The organism is Sphingomonas sp. ABOLE (genome assembly GCF_003950455.1).
In the GTDB taxonomy this organism is placed as follows: domain Bacteria; phylum Pseudomonadota; class Alphaproteobacteria; order Sphingomonadales; family Sphingomonadaceae; genus Sphingomonas; species Sphingomonas trueperi.
This window is the reverse complement of the sequence record NZ_QQWY01000007.1, coordinates 23722-43143: the sequence shown is the minus strand read 5'-3', so window position 1 is coordinate 43143 and position 19422 is coordinate 23722. Positions and strand designations below refer to the sequence as shown.

Sequence of the window (19422 nt, the reverse complement as noted above, 5' to 3'; positions counted from 1 at the left end):
CGTCTCGTTCTGAAACATCGACCAAGGCGCTGCCCGGTAGATGTGCCGCTGGTAAAACTCCGTACTGCCCGGAACTGCGCGAGTCGCCTACGATACAACCGTTTTCATCAGGGTGTGGTCATGTCGGATTGGGGCGTTGCAGCGTTGGGACTGGAGAGTCGATTCGGACAGGGTATCGCAGGCGAGATGATGCCCGAGGAAAGCCGGATCGTGCGCGCAGCGGTGCTGTTGCTCCGCGGCGAGGTTGCGGTTCTCCGGACCGGATCGCGGGCCGTGCTTGCCGCCGCGGACGGCGTCGAGGCCGTCGATTCCGCGCGGCGACTGTCCGATCCCCTCGAAGCAATGGTGCTCGGCTATCGCAGCCAGTTATCGGTGCCCTTGTGGCGGGACGGTCGCCGCGTCGGGGCGCTTGCCGTGCTCGGTCGCGACGAGCGCCGTTTCGGGGACGCGGACATCGCGTTGCTGCAGGCGCTTGCCAGTCGCATGGACCGCGCGCATCGCAGCATCCACTGATCGGCGGCGCTACCAGAGTCGGCGCGCCGGCGGGAAGGAAGCGCGCTCAGTTTGCCCGGTTTGCCTCGCTTGCCAGCATGGCGCGCCCGCGCGCGGTGAGGGTGGCATCGACCAGCATCGGGCCGTCGCTGTTGAATACCAGCGCCTCATAGGCGAGGAACCCGGCGTCGCTGAGTGACTCAACCATGCCCAGAAATTCGGCGACCGCAGTTTCCCGGTCGCCCAGTCCGATATCGGCGGGCGTGAGAAGCGTCGAGCGCGGCCAGTTCTTCTCCAGCAAGCGCGTGGCGCATTCTACCGAAACATCCGAACCTATCCTGCCAAGACGGTCCACCGACATGCGGTTCTACTCCTGATCGATCGAGCGCGCCCCGCTTCGCGGCTCCACCGCGGCTGCCGTGTTCCCGGCAACTTGTGTGATCCAGACTTTACCATAATCCGCTCGCGCGTCGAGTATATTCATTCCGAAAATTGAATATGTTTAATTGTGTTTGCCTTTCACTAGCCTTCTAAACGACTTGTTCATGACTTTGCGGACGTGCGCGAACGTTGGCGCAGGCGTGGCAAGGGGGGCGGCTCGGGTCTGTTGCCTCTTTACGCCTCGGCCCGGGTCGATACACCAGCCGCCGCCGGCCATCGGGTGCCGGCAGGCGGAGTGTTGGATGCGCAAATGGATGCTGGGCGTTGCCGGGATGGCGATCGCGATGGGGGTGAGCATGGCTGATGCCGCGGCGCAGGCGCAAACGGGCCAGCCGCTGACGTTGCAACGGATTTTCGGCAGTCCTTCGCTGGACGGCCCGGCACCGCGCGCCGTACAGCTCTCGCCCGACGGCAGGTATCTCACCCTGTTGCGCAACCGCGACGACGATCGCGAGCGCTACGACCTGTGGGCGCTGGATACCGCCAAGGGCCAGTGGCGGATGCTGGTCGATTCGAAGACGCTCGGCTCGGGCGCCGAACTGTCCGAAGCCGAGAAGATGCAGCGCGAACGCGCCCGCATCGGCGGCACCAAGGGCATCGTTTCCTATGACTGGGCGCCCGACGGCCAGTCGATCCTGGTGCCGCTGGATGGCGAGTTGTTCCGAGCGCGCCTGAACGGTCAGGTCGACAAGCTGCCCGCCGCGGCCGGCGCGAAGCTCAACGCGGCACTGAGCCCGGCGGGCCGGTTCGCCAGCTATGTGCAGGACCAGAATCTGGTCGTCATGGACCTGGCCAGCGGCAAGGCCATCCGCGTCACACAGGACGGCGCGGGGACGGTGCATTGGGGCGAGGCCGAATTCGTCGCGCAGGAGGAAATGGCGCGCCGCGACGGCTATTGGTGGGCGCCTAACGACGCCTATGTCGCGGTCGAGCGCTTCGACGAGGCACCCGTCGGAATCGTCACCCGCGCCGCGATCGGTGCCGAGGGGACCAGCATCGTCCAGCAACGCTATCCGAAGGCGGGTACGCCGAACGCGCTGGTAGAGCTTTACGTGCTCGATCCGCGGGGCCAGAAACGGGTGAAGGTGGATCTCGGCGCCGATCCCGACATCTATCTCGCCCGCGTCGATTGGGCGGCGGACGGCAAGACGCTGTACGTCCAGCGCCAGAACCGTGCGCAGACCCAGCTCGACCTGCTCGCGGTCGACCCCGCCACCGGCGCCGCGCGCGTGCTGTTCAGCGAGAAGGCGCCGCCGAAGAGCTGGATCAACCTCAGCTTCGGCCTCAAGCCGCTCGACGATGGCAGTCTGATCTGGTGGTCCGAGCGCGACGGCCACGGCCATCTCTATCGCTGGCAGGCGGGCACCTTTACCCAGCTGACTAAGGGCGCATGGGAAGTGGCGCCCGACGGGATCAGCGTCGATCAGAAGCGCGGGCGCCTCTACTTCCAGGGCAACAAGGACGATCCGCTCGAACGGCATCTCTACTGGATCGACTATCGCAAGCCTGGCGCGATCACCCGGCTGACCGAGCGCGGCTGGTGGAACGCCGCCAGCATGGATGCCAGCGGCACCCGCGCGATCGTCAGCCGATCGAACCCCAGCCAGCCGCGCCAGGTCTATCTCGCCGATGCCGATGGCAAGCGGATCGCCTGGGTGCAGGAAAACGCGGTCGGCGATGCCGGCCACCCCTACCATCCATACCTCGCGGCGCATCGCGAGCGGACCTTCGGCACGATCAAGGGCCCGGACGGCACCGAGCTGCACTGGGAGATGATCACCCCCAAGCTGGAGCCCGGCAAGCGCTACCCGGTATTCTTCCAGCATTATGGCGGCCCGCATGTGCAGACGGTCAGCCGCGCCTGGGGCGGTTCGCTCCAGCAATATCTGGTGCAGCGCGGCTATATCTGGTTCCAGATCGACAATCGCGGCTCGGCCAATCGCGGCGTCGCCTTCGAAAGCGCGATCTGGCAGGCGATGGGCAGTGTGGAAGTCCAGGACCAGCTGGCGGGTGCCGCCTATCTGAAGTCGCTGCCCTTCGTCGATCCGAAGCGCATCGCCACCTATGGCTGGTCCTATGGCGGCTACATGACGCTGAAGATGCTGGAGGCCGCGCCCGGCACTTTCGCGGCAGGCGTCTCGGGTGCACCGGTGACCAAATGGGAACTCTACGACACCCATTACACCGAGCGCTACATGGGCGATCCGCGCCAAGTGCCGAAGGCGTACAAGGCCGCCAGCACCTTGGGCGACGCGGCGAAGATCGCCGATCCGCTGCTGATGATCCACGGCATGTCGGACGACAATGTCGTACTGGAGAACGGCACTGCAATGTACGCCGCGCTCCAGCAGCAAAAAGTGCCGTTCGAGATGATGCTCTATCCTGGACAGACCCACCGCGTCGGCGGGGCGGGGATCAGCGAGCATCTATGGAATACTATCCTGAACTTCCTTGATCGCGCATTGACCAAGTAACGATCCAATAATTCAATAGGATACGTAAAAATCCGGGGGCAGGTCGCGGCAATGCGGCACGCTCATCTTCTATAATGCGCAGGTGGGATATCTGCGCGCCTCCGGGCCGCGCCTTGGAGGAAATGAGCGTGCAATTCCTGGCAAATCTCAAAATACAGTTCAAGATCATGATGATGCTTGGCTTGCTTGGCATCGTTACCCTGGGCGTCGCCTGGTATGGCGGGCGAGTCATGCAGTCGATCGACAATGGCTATTCGCAGCTGACCGACGTGAAGATGCCGGACACCGCCAAGCTGATCCGCGTCAATCGCCTCGGCTTCGCGATGATGTACAGCGGCTACAAGACGCTCGCCTATGACGGCGCCTCGTCGCAGGCGAAGAAGGCGGCAGCGGACGAGCTCGACGCGTACAAGCAGGCGAAACAGTATCTGAACGAAGTGGCCGCCACCGAAAAAGATGCAGCCGCCGACGTTCAGGCGATCGAAGCGGTGCTGGACGAGCTCCAGTCGCAGGTCTTGCCGGCCGTCGAGATGGGCCTTGCCAACAACAACGCGGCTGCGCAGGTGCAGCTCGCCAAGGCCGATCGTCTGGCGGAAGCGCTCACCAACAAAACGCGGGCGTACAATGATCGCCGCGTTGCGGACGGCAAGGCGCAGTCCGATGCCATGAGCGCGACCGTTGCCGGTGCGGTGTGGATGCTGCTGGGCGTCGCCCTGGTCGCGGTCCTCGGCGCGATGGGTCTGGCGGTCTTCGTGACCCGAGGGCAGATCTCGGGTCCGCTGGAGCGGCTGCAGGACTCGATGCGGGGTCTTGCAGGCGGCAACAATCATGTCGAGGTGCCCGGCACCGAGCGCGGCGACGAGGTCGGCAGGATGGCCAAGTCGGTGCTCGTCTTCAAGGAAGCCGCGCTGCGCCAGGAAGAGCTGGCCGAGGCCAAGAAGCGTGCCGATGCCGCGCAGCAGATCGTCGTCGAGACGCTCGAGGATCGCCTGGGCAAGCTCGCCGGCGGCGACCTGACCGCGTCGATCGAAACGCGCTTCGATCCCGAATATGAAGGGCTGAAGCAGAACTTCAACGCCGCCGTCAACTCGCTGCGCGAACTGATCACCGCAGTGATCGAGAGCGCCGAGACGATCTCGACCGGTTCGGCCGAGATCGCCCAGGCCAGCGAGGATCTCGCGCGTCGTACCGAAGGTGCTGCGGCCAGCCTCGAGGAAACTTCGGCCGCCGTCCACGAGATGGACCAGCGCATCAAGGCAACCGCCGCCGCCTCGACCAAGACCGTCGAGCGCGCCACCGGTGCGATCGGCGTGGTCGACTCCGGCCGCAGCGTGGCGGACGAGGCGATGCAGGCAATGAGCCGCGTGTCGGAAAGCGCCAAGGGCATCGACAACGTCATCGAAGGCCTCGACAAGATCGCCTTCCAGACCCGCGTTCTCGCGATGAACGCGGCGGTGGAAGCCGGCCGGGCAGGCGAAGCGGGCCGCGGCTTCGCGGTCGTCGCCGACCTCGTCTCCGCCCTGGCGATGCGTGCCGAGGAGGAAGCCGGCCGCGCCCGCGACCAGCTGACCGCGACGCAGACCGACATCAATGCGGCGGTCGACATGGTTCGCCGTGTGGACAGCGCGCTCGGCGCGATCGTCGGCGACGTCAACGAGGTCCACTCGCTGCTCGAGACCATGGCTCAGGACAACCAGGTCCAGGCCACCGCGGTCACTCAGGTGGCGACAGCGGTCAACAGCATCGACCAGACCACCCAGCAGAACGCCGCGATGGTGGAAGAGACCTCGGCTGCCGCGCGCAACCTCAGCTCGGAAGTCCGCTCGCTGACCGAGCAGGCCTCGCGCTTCAATGCGGGTGACCGCAGCCACCGCAAGCCGGTCCGCTCGAAGGTACATGCGCTGCCGGTGGCTTCCAACCCGGCGCATGCCGCAAGCGTCACCACCGTGCGCTCGACCGGCGCCGAAGTGGAGGAGTGGGCGAGCTTCTAAGCCTCCCTTCTTTGCACTCGACGCGCAGTTGACCACAGTCTAGGCTCGCTTTCGTCTTGGGACGGGGGCGAGCCATGGCGTTGGAGGGGGTGGCTCAACTCGCGCCCGTACAGGGCGGGGCGCGGATCGACGTGCTCGATATCTTGCGTGGACTCGCCATCCTCGGCATCTTTTTCATGAACATTCCATTCGAAGGCCAGACGGCGGTGACGATGCTGCTCGGCCCGCAGATCATCGGCTGGACGCCGCTCGACCGATGGAGCTGGACCTTCGTCGAGGTGGTGCTGGAGGGCACCCAGCGCGGGGTGCTCGAGATCCTGTTCGGCTGCGGCCTGATGGTGCTGGCGGCGCGGGCGATGCGGCCGGACGGGCCGGTGGCGGTGGCCGACCTCTATTGGCGGCGCAACCTGTGGCTGCTCGGCTTCGGGTTGCTCGACATCTTCGTGTTCCTGTGGACCGGCGACATCCTCCACATCTACGCGCTGGCCGCCTTGTTCCTCTTCCCGTTCCGCCTGCTGGGGCCGCGCGTGCTGCTGGCGCTGGGATCGCTGTTCGCGCTGGGCATGGCGGTGACCGGCGCGTCAACCTATGCCGAGCGGGCCGCACTGGTCGCGGCGGTGCCGGTCATCGAGCAGAAGCTGGCCGCCCACCAGCCGCTGACCCAGGACGAGCAGGCCAAGCGGAAGGAGTGGCAGACGCTGCTCGCGCGGCGGGCGACCGGCGGCGAAGAGGTCAAGAAGGTTCGGGAGATGGAGAAGCGGGGCCATGGCGGCGGCTTCCTCGCCTACGCCGCGATGAACATCGGCTTTTATGTCGAGTTCATGCTGCCCGAGCTGGGTCTGGCGATTGCCGAGGCCTTTTGCATGATGCTGGTCGGCATCGCGCTGTGGAAGTGGCGAGTGGTGCAGGGCGGTCGCAGCACCCGCTTCTATGCGATCCTGATGCTGTGTTGCTACGTGCCGGGCATGCTCGCACGCGGGATCGGGGCGCAGGAGATGCTGTCGCCGGTGCCGATCGTCCACACAGCCTGGATCACCGAGGAGCCGGCGCGGATCCTGGCGTCGATCGGCCATGTCGCGCTGGTCAATCTGATCGTGCGCAGCGGGGTGGGGCAGGCGGTGCTCGCGCCGTTCAAGGCGGCGGGCCGGACGGCCTTCTCGCTCTATTTCCTCCAGCAGTTCATCGCCATCTACATCCTGTTCGCGCCCTGGGGGCCGGGGCTGTTCGGCAAGCTCGGCTGGAGCGGGCTGTACGGCGTGGCGCTGGCGGTGCTGGCGTTCGAGGTGGTGCTCGCCAATCTCTGGCTGCGGGCGTTCGCGATGGGGCCGATGGAATGGGCGTGGCGGTCGCTTGCCTATGTCCAGCGGCAGCCCTTCCGCCGGCCGCGCCCGGGGGCGGGGGATGGCGTGCTCGCCGCGGCATGAAGTTGCGCGAAATTGGGCTCGCCACGCAGCTTTCTTTCTGCTAGCGGAAGCCGCGATGCTTCGAAAATGCGCCAAATCCACGCGAATTACACCGCGCCCGTAATCCGGGCGCGATAGCTGCGCTTTATGCAGCGAAGCAGCGGAATGCTGGTGCATTCCACCCTCCATCCCCACTAAAGAGCCTCCACGCCGCAGGTGTCGGCGCGGGCAAGAAAGAGGTACAAATGGGTTACCGTGTCGTCGTCGCAGGCGCCACCGGCAATGTCGGTCGCGAAATGCTCAACATCCTGGCCGAGCGGGAATTCCCGATCGACGAGCTCGCCGTGCTGGCGTCGTCGCGCTCGACCGGCGACATGGTCGATTATGGCGAGACCGGCAAACAGTATAAGGTCCAGAACATCGAGCATTTCGATCCCACCGGCTGGGACATGGCGCTGTTTGCGATCGGCTCCGAAGGCAGCGCCAAGTACGCGCCGAAGTTCGCCGCCGCCGGCTGCACGGTGATCGACAATGCCTCGCTCTACCGCATGGACCCGGACGTGCCGCTGATCGTGCCCGAGGTGAACCCTGAGGCGATCGACGGCTACAAGGCGCGCAACATCATCGCCAACCCGAACTGCTCGACCGCGCAGATGGTGGTGGCGCTCAAGCCGCTGCACGACGCTGCCAAGATCAAGCGCGTGGTGGTCGCGACCTATCAGTCGGTCTCGGGCGCGGGCAAGGCGGGGATGGACGAGCTGTTCAACCAGAGCCGCGCGATCTTCGTCGGCGACCAGGTGGAGCCGGCCAAGTTCACCAAGCAGATCGCGTTCAACGTGATCCCGCACATCGACAGCTTCCTCGACGACGGCTCGACCAAGGAAGAGTGGAAGATGGTGGTCGAGACCAAGAAGATCCTCGATCCCAAGATCAAGGTGACCGCCACCTGCGTGCGCGTGCCGGTGTTCGTCGGCCATTCGGAAGCGATCAACCTCGAGTTCGAGGGCGAGCTGTCGGCGGAGGACGCGCAGAAGATCCTGCGCGAGGCGCCGGGCATCATGCTGGTCGATAAGCGCGAGAATGGCGGCTATGTCACGCCGATCGAAAGCGTCGGCGAGTACGCCACCTATGTCAGCCGTGTGCGCGAGGATTCGACCGTGGAGAACGGCCTGTCGCTGTGGTGCGTGTCGGACAATCTCCGCAAGGGCGCGGCGCTGAACGCGGTGCAGATCGCGGAACTGCTCGGCCGGCGGCACCTGCAGAAGGCCTGATCTTTAGCGTTTCCTCCCCCGCTTGCGCGGGGGAGGAAACGCTCAGTTCAAAGCCGCGGCAGGGTTACCCCGCGCTGGCCCATGTACTTGCCCGCCCGGTCGGCATAGCTCGTCTCGCAGGGCTGCTCGCCCTTGAGGAACAGGAACTGGCAGGCGCCTTCATTGGCGTAGATCTTGGCCGGCAGCGGGGTGGTGTTGGAGAACTCCAGCGTCACATGGCCCTCCCATTCGGGCTCCAGCGGCGTGACGTTCACGATGATCCCGCAGCGCGCATAGGTCGACTTGCCGAGGCAGATCACCAGCGTGTCGCGCGGTACCCGGAAATACTCCACCGTCCGCGCCAGCGCGAAGCTGTTGGGCGGGATCACGCAGACATCGGTCTTGCGGTCGACGAAGCTGTTCGCGTCGAAATTCTTCGGGTCGACCACCGCGCTGTCGACATTGGTGAAGATCTTGAACTCGTCGGCGACGCGGGCGTCATAGCCGTAGGAGGAGAGACCGTAGCTGATGCAGCCTTCGCGGCGCTGGCTCTCGACGAAGGGCTCGATCATGCCGTGGTTGAGCGCCTGCTCGCGAATCCAGCGGTCGGATAATATGGACATGGGCGCGGGTAGTGCGGGGCGGGGCGGCCCCCGTCAAGCGGACCGCCGCGCAAACCGGTTCTCCTCCCCGCGGCCGCAGGGAGGGGAGGGATCGATCAGAGTTTGCTCAGCACATATTCCGCCGAGCTGACTTCGAACGCGCCCGGCGCCTCGACGAACAACTGCTCGACGACGCCGTCGTTGACGATCATCGCGAAGCGCTGGCCGCGCGTGCCCAGGCCGAAGGCCGAGCCGTCCAGCGTGAGGCCCAGCGCCTCGGCGAAGGCGCCATTGCCGTCGGCGAGCATCGTCACCTTGTCGGCCACGCCATTGGCCTCGCCCCAGGCCTTCATTACGAAGAAGTCGTTGACTGCGGTGCAGGCGATCTCGTCGACGCCCTTGGCCTTGATCGCCTCGGCCTTCTCGACGAAGCCCGGCAGGTGCTTGGCCGAGCAGGTGGGGGTGAAGGCACCGGGCACCGAGAACAGCGCGACCTTGCGGCCGGCGAAATAGGCGGGGGCCTGGACCTGGTCCGGACCCTCGGCGGTGACCTTGACGAGCGTGGCGTCGGGGATGCGATCGCCGGTCTGGATCGTCATGCTGTTCTCTCCTTGTACGAATCCTGCGACCGCACGGCCGCGCCGCCTCCATCGCATCCCGCGCAACAAATTCAAGCGTGGCCCGTAGGGAGGGCGAACGATATGGTGGATAGCATGGATTCGACGCCTTCCCTTACCGGCCAGTTCCTGCTGGCCATGCCCGGCATTGGCGACCCGCGCTTCGAGCGCGCGGTGATCGCGATGTGCGCCCATGATACCGAGGGCGCGCTGGGCATCGGCATCGGCGCGACGATCGAGGGGCTGGGGCTGCACGATCTGCTCGAACAGTTCGAGATCGATCCGGGCGACGTGCCCGACGTGCCGGTGCATTTCGGCGGCCCGGTCGAGCCGCGCCGCGGCTTCGTGCTCCACTCGGCCGATTGGAGCGGGCAGGACACGATCGACGTCGCGGGGCGCTGGCAGCTCTCCGGCACGATCGACGTGCTGCGCGCCATCGCCGAAGGAAAGGGCCCCAGCCGCTGGCTGGTCGCGCTCGGCTATGCCGGCTGGGGCGAGGGGCAGCTGGAGACCGAGCTGACCCGCCATGGCTGGTTCAACACGCCCGCCAATCTGGCGCTGCTCTACGACACCGATGTGTACGAGCGCTGGGCCGAAGGCTTTGTCGGCGCGGGTATCGATCCGCGGCTGCTGGCAAATAGCACGGGTACCGCTTGAATTTGGCCGAACGGCATATAAAGATATCTTTATATTAACATTGCGCGCCTGACCCGAAGGGGCTAGGGGGCGCACCCATGCGGCCGGGAGGAATCCCGGTGCGCCAGCATTTGCCTGCAACTGGAGAAGCAGCCCGTGGCTAAGAACGACTATGTCATCAAGGACATCGCCCTCGCCGATTTCGGCCGCGCCGAAATCAACATCGCCGAGACCGAGATGCCCGGCCTGATGGCGCTCCGCAAGGAATTCGGCGCATCGCAGCCGCTCAAGGGCGCGCGCATCACGGGTTCGCTGCACATGACGATCCAGACCGCCGTGCTGATCGAGACGCTGACCGCGCTCGGCGCGCAGGTCCGCTGGGCCACCTGCAACATCTTCTCGACGCAGGACCACGCCGCCGCCGCGATCGCCGCGACCGGCGTTCCGGTGTTCGCAGTGAAGGGCGAGAGCCTGGCCGACTATTGGGACTATGTCGGCGACATCTTCAACTGGGGCGCCGATGGTGACGGTACCACCGCCAACATCATCCTCGACGACGGCGGCGACGCCACCATGTTCGCGCTGTGGGGCGCCAAGCTCGAGGCCGGCGCGACGCTGGGCGAGCCGGAGAATGACGAGGAAGTCGAGTTCCAGCGCGCGCTGAAGGCGTTCGTCGCCAAGTATCCGGGCTATCTCACCAAGACCGTGCAGAACCTGAAGGGCGTTTCGGAAGAGACCACCACCGGCGTGCACCGCCTGTACGAGATCGCCAAGAAGGGCGAACTGCCGTTCCCGGCGATCAACGTCAACGACAGCGTCACCAAGTCGAAGTTCGACAACCTCTATGGCTGCAAGGAATCGCTGGTCGACGCGATCCGTCGCGCCACCGACGTGATGCTCGCCGGCAAGGTTGCCGCGGTCGCCGGCTTCGGTGACGTGGGCAAGGGCTCGGCCCAGTCGCTGCGCAACGGCGGCGCCCGCGTGCTCGTGACCGAAATCGATCCGATCTGCGCGCTGCAGGCGGCGATGGAAGGCTTCGAGGTCGTCACCATGGACGAGGCCGTCAAGCGCGCCGACATCTTCGTGACCGCCACCGGCAACGCCGACGTGATCACCGCCGATCACATGAAGGCGATGAAGCCGATGTCGATCGTCTGCAACATCGGCCACTTCGACAGCGAGATCCAGATCTCGGCGCTGTCGAACTACAAGTGGACCGAAGTGAAGCCCGGCACCGACCTGGTCGAGTTCCCGGACGGCAAGCAGATAATCGTGCTCGCCAAGGGCCGCCTGGTGAACCTGGGCTGCGCCACCGGCCACCCGAGCTTCGTGATGTCGGCCAGCTTCACCAACCAGACGCTGGCGCAGATCGAGCTCTGGACCAAGGGCGAGAACTACAAGAACCAAGTCTACGTCCTGCCGAAGCACCTCGACGAGAAGGTCGCCGCGCTCCACCTCGAGAAGCTGGGCGTGCACCTGTCGAAGCTGAGCGAGAAGCAGGCGGCGTATATCGGCGTGCCGGTCGAAGGCCCGTTCAAGCCGGACCATTACCGCTACTGATCGACGCGAAAGCGCCGCTTTTCCGGAAGGTCGTTCCCGCAAGGGAGCGGCCTTTCGCCGTTCCAGGGGTGTTACAATTGTGTGGCAGAACGGCAACGCTATCCGGAGAACCGTGCATATTGTGTCCGTGGCGGCCACGGACGGGGGGAGTTGCGCGTTGCTGGAAATGATTCTGCAAAATCGGTAATATCCCAGATGCTTCGATGGGCTGGACCGGCAGCAGAACCGTACCAAAGTGTACTGGGAAAAGGGGTTCGTTCATGCGTTTCAAGGTTTTCGGCCGGAGTCTCGGCCTGCGTCTCACCGCTTCCGTCGCCGCGATTACGCTCGCGCAGCTTGCCACCCCCGCGCTCGCGCAGACCGATGCGCCTGCCGGCCAGGACGACAGCGGCGCCCAGGCGCAGGAGCCGGCCGAGATCGTCGTCACCGGCTCGCGCATCGCGCGTCCAGAGTTCGATACGGTCCAGCCTACCCAGGTGGTCGGCGCCGCGCAGATCGAATCGCGCGGCTACACTAATGTCGGGCAGGCGCTGCGCGAGATCCCCGCCTTCGGCCCGCCTGGCAACAGCTCGGTCGGCGCGCAGTCGTCGTTCGGCCCGTCGCAGACCTTCGTCGACTTCTTCGGTCTCGGCAGCCAGCGTACGCTGGTGCTGGTGAACGGCCGCCGCTTCGTCTCGTCGAACACCGCCAGCATCTTCGGCCCGGTGAACCCGGGTACCCAGGTCGACCTCAACAACATCCCGACGACGCTGGTCCAGCGCATCGAGACCGTGGCGATCGGCGGCGCGCCGATTTACGGCTCGGATGCGATCGCGGGCACCGTCAACATCATCCTCAAGAAGGATTATCAGGGCCTGGAGGTCGGCGGCCAGTATGGCGTGTCCGAGCGCGGCGACGCGCCCGAAGCACGGCTGAACTTCCTAGCCGGCAAGAACTTCGCCGAGGGCCGTGGCAACATCGTGGTGTCGGGCGAATACAACCACACCAGCGGCCTAGTCGCCAATGATCGCGCGATCACCGCGCGCGGTAATTTCTTCGGTACGCCGCCGGCGTCGGCTGGCTCGCCGTTCGCGCGCCTGCTCTACCCGCAGCAGCGCTATTCGGCGTTCACCTCGGGCGGCGTGCCTTTCGTGGATGACGACTATTCGGTGCAGCGCTCCGGCCTCCAGAACGCCGCTGGCCAGTATCTGCAGTTCGGCCCCAACGGCACGCTGGTGCCGCTCGACCTCGGCACCGTGCTGCGCCAGGGTTACATCAGCAGCGGCGGCAATGGCTTCAACCTGCCGGCGCAGAACAACCTGCTGACCAGCTCGGAACGCTACATCGCCAGCGCCCAGCTCAACTATGCCTTCACCGATCATATCCGCTTCTTCGGCGAAGGCTGGTACACGCACACCAAGGGCGTGAACCTGATCGATCAGCCCAACTATAACACGGCGCTGTTCGACGCTGCCGGTACCCCCGACGGCAACCTGATCGTCTCGCTCGACAATCCGTATCTGAACGCCGCGGACCGAGCGACGATCGCCTCGCAGCTGCCGGCTGGCCAGAACGAGTTCTATGTCGGCCGTGCGCTGAACGACCTCACCACCGGTCGCGCGGAAGCGCGGATCGAGACCTATCGCTTTGTCGGTGGCCTCGCGGGCGACTTCGGTATCGGCGACCGCAACTTCACCTGGGAAGCGTCGGTCAACTATGGCCGTTCGCAGACCCGCGGCCGTAACTACGAGCTCGACAACCAAAACTTCTTCAACGCGATCGACGCGGTCGCGGACGCCAGCGGCAACATCACCTGCCGCCCCGGCGTGACCAACTCCACTGCCGACACCATCAGCAAGACCTGCGCGCCGCTGAACGTCCTGGGCTCGGGCCAGGCGAGCCAGGCCGCGCGCGACTATATCTTCGCGATCGCGCGTCCGGTCTCGACCAACGAGCAGCTGGTGTTCAACGCCAACGTGACCGGCGCCGTGGCCAAGCTGTTCGGCAACGACGTGAGCATCTCGGCGGGCTATGAGCATCGCCGCGAGAAGACCTCGTTCGATCCGGGCAGCTTCTATTACGGCCAGGACAATGGCGACGGCACCCGCACCCAATATGGGCGCAGCATCCCGATCGACCCGATCAGCGGCCGCTTCCACACCAACGAAGCGTTCGGCGAGCTCGTCGTTCCGTTCGTCACCGCACAGAACGGGATCAACTGGCTGAAGACCGTCGAGTTCGACGGCGCGGCGCGCTATGTCGACAACTCGCTGTCCGGCGGCGACTGGGCCTGGACCGCAGGCGGCCGTCTCGGCTTCATCTCGGACCTGACCTTCCGCGGCAACTACACGCGCTCGATCCGCTCGCCCGCGATCACCGAGGCGTTCAACCCGACCTCGCGTGCGTTCGACAACGGTCGCGATCCGTGCGACGCGAATTATTCGACCAGCGGCCCGAACCCGTCGGTGCGCCAGGCAAACTGCCGCGCCGCCGGCATCGACCCGACCACCTTCGTGTCGAACTACAGCAACTTCACCATTCCGGTGACGGTGTCGGGCAATCCCGGGCTGCGCAACGAAGTGGCGAACAGCTGGACCGTCGGCGCGATCGTGCAGCCGCGCTTCGCAAAGAGCCTGACGGTGGCGGTCGACTGGATCAACATCAAGCTGAAGGACGCGATCGTCTCGCTGGGCGGTGACGACATCCTCAACGCCTGTTATGATTCATCCTCCTATCCGAACAGCTTCTGCGGCCTCGTCACGCGTGACGTGAACGGCCAGATCACCGGCATCCAGGAAGGCTATTACAACGCGTCGTCTTACGAGACGACGGGCCTGACGGTCACGGCCGCCTATCGCCTGCCGCTGTCGCGGCTCGGCATGTCGAGCAACGGCGTCGCCGGGCTGTCGGTGAACTATTTCTACCGCGACAAGCTGCAGCAGCGCGTCGGCATCGGCGACATCAACCATCTCGCGGGCGAGATCGGCTATCCGCATCATTCGGGTACCGCCAACCTCACCTATGAAGGCGATCGGTTCAACGGCCTGATCCAAGCCCAGTACATCGGCAAGGGCGCCTATGACGTCGACGAGGCGGCGAACGCCCGCAATATCATGGGCGTGAGCGACTGGTGGGTGTTCAACGCGACGTTGGGCGTGCGCGTGAACCAGCAGTTCGGCATGAAGCTGATCGTCGACAATGTGTTCGACGTGAAGCCGCCGTTCCCGGCGCCGGCCGGTGCCGGCACGACCACCTACTTCTCGGGCATCCTCGGTCGCTACGCGCGTGTGGCGGCGAGCGTGAAGTTCTGAGTCACGGCCAGAAAACAGGTGCAGAAGGGGTCCGGCATCGCCGGGCCCCTTTTCGTATGGGGGTGCGATCGCCTAAGGGTGGAACGATGGCTTGCCGGCGTCTTCCCCGATGATCGTAGTTTCGCAGAGTGGCGCGGCCATCGTCGGCGCGGTGCTGGCGTTCGTGCTGATCGCGGCGGTGTGGGCGCTCTACGCCGGGCTCGCGGCCCGCGCCGCAGCACGCACCGCCTATGAGCAGAACCGCCGGCTGCTGCGCTTCTCCCGCACCTCGCCGGCGCTGCCCATGCTCATTCGCGCCGATGGCCGCATTGAAATGTCGCCACGCCTCGCCGCCTGGCTCGGACTTGAGAGGCCGGTCGAATCGCTCGCACGGCTGTCGCAGAAGGATGCGGGGCTCGATCCCGAGGATGTCGCCTTGCTCGGCGAGCAGGTGGAGGCGGCGCAGCGCGCGGGACAATCCTTCCGCCTGTCGCTGCCGGTGCGCGGCTCCGAGCGGATGCTGCTGGTGCTCGGCGAGCGCGCCTCCGAAGCGGTGGAGACACCGGGCAGCGTGCTGCTCTGGGTGCTCGATGCGACCGACAGCCAGGCCGAGGTCGGATCCCTCGAACGCGAGGCCGATCGGCTGCGCGCCGCCTTCGACGCGCTGACTGCGCTGATCGAGGCCGCGCCGATGCCGATGTGGTATCGCGGGCCCGATCTGCGGCTGCTGATGGTCAACACCGCCTATGTCCGCGCGGTCGAGGGCCGCGACGCCGAGGACGTGGTGTCGCGCGGGGTGGAACTGGTCGATGGCGCGGGGCTGGGCGGGCCGCTCGCCAACGCCGCGATCGCGCGCGATACGCAGGAGCCGCAATCGGCGGCGATGCCCGCGACGATCGCCGGCGCGCGGCGGATGCTCCGCCTCCACGACGTGCCGCTGCCGACCGGCGGCATCGCCGGCTTCGCGGTCGACATCGAGGAGCTGGAGCGCGCCCGCGGCGGCCTCAAGCGCTTCGCCGAGGCGCAGCGGGCGATGCTCGACCGCATGTCCGCCGGCGTCGCCCAGTTCGGCTCGGACCGCAGCCTGGTCTTCTGCAACCAGCCCTTCCGCCGCCTGTTCGCGATGAAGAACGAGTGGCTGGCCGATCGCCCCGAATTCGACCGCGTGCTCGAGCGGATGCGCGAGGCGCGCAAGCTGCCCGATGTGCGCGACTTCCCGCACTGGAAGGCCGAGCGCCGCGAATGGTTCACGTCGCCCGAGGCGGTGGAGGAAAGCTGGAGCATCGGGACCACCCATCTGCGCGTCGTCGCGCAGCCGCTGCCCGAGGGCGGGCTGCTGCTGATCTTCGAGGATCAGACCCAGCAGCTCGAACTCCAGCGCGAGCATGGCGAGATGCAGCAGGTCCGCACCGCGACGCTGGACAGCCTGGCCGAGGCGGTCGCGGTGTTCGGCAAGGGGCGGCTGCAGCTGTGGAACCGCAAGTTCCGCCAGGTCTGGGGCTTCGAGGACGGCTTTCTCGACGGCCACCCGCAGATCGCCACGATCGTCAAGGCGGCGGGCGGCAAGCTGGTCAACGCGGCGCGGGCGGAGATCATCGGCGACCTGATCCGGCTCGCCGCCAAGGACCGCCAGCAGCGCGGCTCCAGCATCACCTTCGCCAATGGCCGCCATTTCGACATCGCCGCGGTGCCGCTGCCCGACGGCAATGCGCTGGTGACGATGCTCGACACCACCGATCGCCAGCGGGTGGAGCGCGCGCTGCGCGACCGCAACGAGGCACTGGAGGCCGCCGACCGCGTCCGCACCGCCTTCGTCGCGAACATGAGCTATGAGCTGCGCACGCCGCTCACCTCGATCAAGGGGTTCGGCGAAATGCTGCAGGGCGGGTTCGCCGGCAAGCTGAGCGCCGACGGCAAGGAATATGTCGAGGCCATCCTGATGTCGGTCGATCGGCTGGGCGGGCTGATCGACGACGTGCTCGACCTGACGCAAAGCGAAGGCCAGCCGATCGAACGCGAGACGGTGGATGTGGAACTGGCGGCGACCAGCGCGGCGGACGTCATCGCGCCGCTTGCCAAGGGCAAGGCGATCGAGCTGGTAATCGAGGATGCCGGCACCGCCGGCGTGGTGCAGGGCGATGCGCGCCGCATCCGCCAGACCGTCGAGCATCTGCTGCGCCATGCCGTCTCGCACACGCCCGAGGGCGGCCGAGTGCTGCTCCATCTCGACGGCAATGCACGGGTGGCGCGGGTGATCGTCAGCGATGACGGTCCCGGCATGGCCCCGGAGGCGGTGGCGCGGGCGTTCGATCGGTTCGCACAGGTCGGTACCTCGCGCGGGGGCGACCGTGCGCTCGGGCTGGGGCTGCCGCTCGCGAAGCAGTTCGTCGAGGCGCATGGCGGGCGGATCGAGCTGATCTCCGAGCCGGGGCAGGGGACGCTCGTCACGGTGGAGTTGCCGCGCGGATGACCAAGAACAGGATCGTGCTCGCCTCGCTGGAGGAGGCGCTGGCACTGGGCGCCAGGCTGGCGGCGGTAGCGGGCCCGGGCGACGTCATTGCCCTGTCCGGCCCCCTGGGCGCCGGCAAGACGAGCATCGCGCGTGGGCTGCTCGCGGCACTGGGGCTGGAGGGCGAGGCGCCGTCGCCGAGCTTCGCGATCGTCCAGCCCTATGACGTGCCCGAGGTGCGGCTGCCGGTGCTGCACGTCGATCTCTACCGGATCGAGGACCCGGACGAGGCCGAAGAATTGGGGCTCGACGATGCGCGCACCGACTCGCTACTGCTGGTCGAATGGCCCGAGCGGCTGCCCGCATCGGCATGGCACGATGCCCTGTGGCTGACGCTCGCGGTCGCGGCGGACGGCACCCGCGCCTTGACAGCGCGCGTGCCGGCGGCATGGGAAGGCCGATGGCCGTTGACATGACTCCGCCGCCTGCGGCGCCCGCTTTTCTCGCTTCTGCCGGTTGGGCAGGGGCCGACATCCTCCCCGTCGCCGGCGATGCCTCGTTCCGCCGCTATTTCCGCGTGGTCGAGGGGCACCGCAGCGCGATCCTGATGGATGCACCGCCCCCGCACGAGGACCCGCGTCCGTTCCTGGCGGTGGCGCGTTGGCTGACCGAGCATGGCTTTGCCGCGCCTGCGATCCTGCACGAGGATCTGGCGCAGGGCCTGGTGCTGCTCGAGGATTTCGGCGACGTCCGGCTGCGCGAGACCGTCGATGCCGAGCCCGCGCGTGAGCTTGGCCTCTACGGCGCCGCGGTGGATCTGCTGGTGCGGCTCCACGATACGCCGGCCGGCGTGGAGGCGCCCTATGATCTCGCCGTCTACCAGCGCGAGGCGGCGCTGTTCGTCGAATGGTATTGCCCGGCCGTCGGGCTGGAGGTCGATGCCGCGGGCTATCGCGACGCCTGGGATGCGGTGCTGGCACCGCTGCTCGATGGTCATCGCCCCGTCACGGTGCTGCGCGACTACCATGCCGAGAATCTGATGCTGATCGATGGTGGCGAAGGCTTGGGACTGCTCGACTTCCAAGATGCGCTGGCCGGGCACCCCGCCTACGACCTCGTCTCGCTGCTTCAGGACGCGCGCCGTGACGTGCCGCAAGCGACCGAGGCGGCGATGCTGGCCCGCTACCGCGACGCGACCGGCGCGGGGGAGGCGTTCGACATCGCCTATCACGTGCTCGGCGCGCAGCGGAACGCCAAGATCCTCGGCATCTTCACCCGGCTGTGGAAGCGCGATGGCAAGCCGCGCTACCCAACGCTCTGCCCCCGCGTCTGGGCCTATCTCGACCGCGACCTCGCCCATCCGGCGCTCAAGCCCGTGGCCGACTGGTTCGCGGCCAACGTCCCGCCCGAGAAGCGCGGCGATCCGATGCAGGTGGCGGCATGACGATCTATTCGCTCCGCCCGCAACCGGCGGCGCCCGTGCCCAAGACCGCGATGGTGATGGCCGCCGGCCTCGGCAAGCGGATGCGCCCGCTCACGGTCACCCGGCCCAAGCCGCTGATCGACGTGGCCGGCAAGCCGCTGATCGACCATGTCTTCGATCGCCTCTCGGCCGCGGGGGTCGAGCGGGCGGTGGTCAACGTCCATTACCTCGCCGACCAGCTCGAGGCACATCTGCGCGCACGGGTGAAGGGCATCGAGCTCACGATCTCGGACGAGCGCAAGCAGTTGCTGGAGACCGGCGGCGGCCTCGTCCAGGCGCGCGCGATGCTGGGCGATGCGCCCTTCCTGTGCGTCAACAGCGACAATCTGTGGGTCGACGGCCCCAGCGACGCGATCCGTCTGCTCGCATCGCAATGGGACGATGCCAAGATGGACGCGCTGCTGCTGCTGGTGCCGCTGGCACGCGCGACCTGCCATCGGGGGCAGGGCGACTTCCGGCTCGATGCCTTCGGACGGATCACCGAGCGGCGCAAGCCCGGCCGGCTGGCGCCCTTCGTGTTCACCGGGATCCAGATCCTGTCGCCGCGCGTGATCCGCGACTGGCCCGAGGGGCCGTTCTCGACCAATTTGTTCTGGAATCGCGCGATGGAAGCCGGGCGGCTCTGGGGCGCGGTGCATCAGGGGCTGTGGTTCGACGTCGGTTCCCCCAAGGCGATTCGCGCGACCGAGCTGGCGCTCGCCGAGCTTTGAGGCCGCCATCGCCACCTCCGCCCCGGGGGCGGTGACGGGCTCCCC

At 66.6% G+C, this 19422-nt stretch carries 15 protein-coding genes; 12 read left to right on the top strand and 3 right to left on the bottom strand.

Annotated elements, in window-relative coordinates; genetic code table 11:
• The first annotated feature begins 120 nt into the window (after window positions 1-120).
• The gene (locus CA234_RS06120) at window positions 121-513 is read left to right on the top strand and encodes a GAF domain-containing protein (protein WP_125973390.1); all 393 of its coding nucleotides are present in this window, start codon (window positions 121-123) and stop codon (window positions 511-513) included.
• A gap of 46 nt (window positions 514-559) precedes the next feature.
• Here the strand turns inward: CA234_RS06120 and CA234_RS06115 are convergent, their stop codons facing one another.
• The gene (locus tag CA234_RS06115; protein ID WP_125973388.1) at window positions 560-853 is read right to left on the bottom strand and encodes a hypothetical protein; all 294 of its coding nucleotides are present in this window, start codon (window positions 851-853) and stop codon (window positions 560-562) included.
• A 376-nt stretch (window positions 854-1229) separates the two neighbouring features.
• On the opposite strand from CA234_RS06115, the gene CA234_RS06110 reads away from it, so the two are divergent.
• From CA234_RS06110 to CA234_RS06095, 4 genes are all read left to right on the top strand, one after another.
• Entirely contained in the window at window positions 1230-3407 is a 2178-nt protein-coding gene (locus tag CA234_RS06110; RefSeq protein WP_241213312.1) for a S9 family peptidase, read from the top strand.
• Window positions 3408-3529: 122 nt separating this feature from the next.
• Window positions 3530-5398: a methyl-accepting chemotaxis protein gene (locus CA234_RS06105; RefSeq protein WP_125973384.1), complete on the top strand. Its 1869-nt coding sequence runs from the start codon at window positions 3530-3532 to the stop codon at window positions 5396-5398.
• Between the two features lie 74 nt (window positions 5399-5472).
• A complete protein-coding gene (locus CA234_RS06100; protein ID WP_126001140.1) occupies window positions 5473-6822 on the top strand; it encodes a DUF418 domain-containing protein in 1350 nt (449 codons plus the stop codon).
• Window positions 6823-7046: 224 nt separating this feature from the next.
• A complete protein-coding gene (locus CA234_RS06095) occupies window positions 7047-8072 on the top strand; it encodes an aspartate-semialdehyde dehydrogenase (RefSeq protein ID WP_125973380.1) in 1026 nt (341 codons plus the stop codon).
• A gap of 47 nt (window positions 8073-8119) precedes the next feature.
• Here CA234_RS06095 and dcd read toward each other — a convergent pair whose 3' ends face one another.
• Both dcd and CA234_RS06085 read right to left on the bottom strand, forming a co-directional pair.
• Window positions 8120-8674: a dCTP deaminase gene (dcd, locus tag CA234_RS06090; RefSeq protein ID WP_010543264.1), complete on the bottom strand. Its 555-nt coding sequence runs from the start codon at window positions 8672-8674 to the stop codon at window positions 8120-8122.
• Window positions 8675-8769: 95 nt separating this feature from the next.
• The gene (locus CA234_RS06085) at window positions 8770-9252 is read right to left on the bottom strand and encodes a peroxiredoxin (protein WP_125973378.1); all 483 of its coding nucleotides are present in this window, start codon (window positions 9250-9252) and stop codon (window positions 8770-8772) included.
• A 114-nt stretch (window positions 9253-9366) separates the two neighbouring features.
• Here CA234_RS06085 and CA234_RS06080 point away from each other — a divergent pair, with 114 nt between their 5' ends.
• From CA234_RS06080 to CA234_RS06050, 7 genes are all read left to right on the top strand, one after another.
• Window positions 9367-9927 (top strand): YqgE/AlgH family protein, encoded by a 561-nt coding sequence (locus CA234_RS06080; protein WP_126001139.1) that lies wholly within the window; start codon window positions 9367-9369, stop codon window positions 9925-9927.
• 120 nt (window positions 9928-10047) lie between these two features.
• A complete protein-coding gene (ahcY, locus tag CA234_RS06075; RefSeq protein ID WP_125973374.1) occupies window positions 10048-11466 on the top strand; it encodes an adenosylhomocysteinase in 1419 nt (472 codons plus the stop codon).
• 260 nt (window positions 11467-11726) lie between these two features.
• The gene (locus CA234_RS06070; protein WP_125973372.1) at window positions 11727-14756 is read left to right on the top strand and encodes a TonB-dependent receptor; all 3030 of its coding nucleotides are present in this window, start codon (window positions 11727-11729) and stop codon (window positions 14754-14756) included.
• A 109-nt stretch (window positions 14757-14865) separates the two neighbouring features.
• Window positions 14866-17205, top strand: coding sequence for a PAS domain-containing sensor histidine kinase (locus CA234_RS06065; protein ID WP_125973370.1), 2340 nt, complete (start codon window positions 14866-14868; stop codon window positions 17203-17205).
• A complete protein-coding gene (gene tsaE / locus CA234_RS06060; protein WP_125973368.1) occupies window positions 17202-17660 on the top strand; it encodes a tRNA (adenosine(37)-N6)-threonylcarbamoyltransferase complex ATPase subunit type 1 TsaE in 459 nt (152 codons plus the stop codon). Before CA234_RS06065 ends, tsaE begins: the two co-directional genes overlap by 4 nt.
• Window positions 17657-18628 carry a phosphotransferase gene (locus tag CA234_RS06055; RefSeq protein ID WP_206431098.1) on the top strand — a complete coding sequence of 324 codons (972 nt, stop codon included), beginning with the start codon at window positions 17657-17659 and terminating at the stop codon, window positions 18626-18628. The genes tsaE and CA234_RS06055 overlap by 4 nt, the downstream gene beginning before the upstream one ends.
• A complete protein-coding gene (locus CA234_RS06050; RefSeq protein WP_125973364.1) occupies window positions 18625-19377 on the top strand; it encodes a nucleotidyltransferase family protein in 753 nt (250 codons plus the stop codon). The genes CA234_RS06055 and CA234_RS06050 overlap by 4 nt, the downstream gene beginning before the upstream one ends.
• The last annotated feature ends 45 nt before the right edge of the window (window positions 19378-19422 follow it).

What these genes read in the sequence shown, in the direction of transcription:
- CA234_RS06120 (WP_125973390.1), top strand. Translation starts at nt 121, where the DNA reads ATGTCGGATTGGGGCGTTGCAGCGTTGGGACTGGAGAGTCGATTCGGA.
- CA234_RS06065 (WP_125973370.1), top strand. Translation starts at nt 14,866, where the DNA reads ATGATCGTAGTTTCGCAGAGTGGCGCGGCCATCGTCGGCGCGGTGCTG.
- CA234_RS06115 (WP_125973388.1), bottom strand. Translation starts at nt 853, where the DNA reads ATGTCGGTGGACCGTCTTGGCAGGATAGGTTCGGATGTTTCGGTAGAA.
- CA234_RS06080 (WP_126001139.1), top strand. Translation starts at nt 9,367, where the DNA reads ATGGATTCGACGCCTTCCCTTACCGGCCAGTTCCTGCTGGCCATGCCC.
- CA234_RS06110 (WP_241213312.1), top strand. Translation starts at nt 1,230, where the DNA reads ATGGCTGATGCCGCGGCGCAGGCGCAAACGGGCCAGCCGCTGACGTTG.
- CA234_RS06100 (WP_126001140.1), top strand. Translation starts at nt 5,473, where the DNA reads ATGGCGTTGGAGGGGGTGGCTCAACTCGCGCCCGTACAGGGCGGGGCG.
- CA234_RS06085 (WP_125973378.1), bottom strand. Translation starts at nt 9,252, where the DNA reads ATGACGATCCAGACCGGCGATCGCATCCCCGACGCCACGCTCGTCAAG.
- CA234_RS06105 (WP_125973384.1), top strand. Translation starts at nt 3,530, where the DNA reads ATGAGCGTGCAATTCCTGGCAAATCTCAAAATACAGTTCAAGATCATG.
- CA234_RS06095 (WP_125973380.1), top strand. Translation starts at nt 7,047, where the DNA reads ATGGGTTACCGTGTCGTCGTCGCAGGCGCCACCGGCAATGTCGGTCGC.
- tsaE (WP_125973368.1), top strand. Translation starts at nt 17,202, where the DNA reads ATGACCAAGAACAGGATCGTGCTCGCCTCGCTGGAGGAGGCGCTGGCA.
- CA234_RS06055 (WP_206431098.1), top strand. Translation starts at nt 17,657, where the DNA reads ATGACTCCGCCGCCTGCGGCGCCCGCTTTTCTCGCTTCTGCCGGTTGG.
- CA234_RS06050 (WP_125973364.1), top strand. Translation starts at nt 18,625, where the DNA reads ATGACGATCTATTCGCTCCGCCCGCAACCGGCGGCGCCCGTGCCCAAG.
- dcd (WP_010543264.1), bottom strand. Translation starts at nt 8,674, where the DNA reads ATGTCCATATTATCCGACCGCTGGATTCGCGAGCAGGCGCTCAACCAC.
- CA234_RS06070 (WP_125973372.1), top strand. Translation starts at nt 11,727, where the DNA reads ATGCGTTTCAAGGTTTTCGGCCGGAGTCTCGGCCTGCGTCTCACCGCT.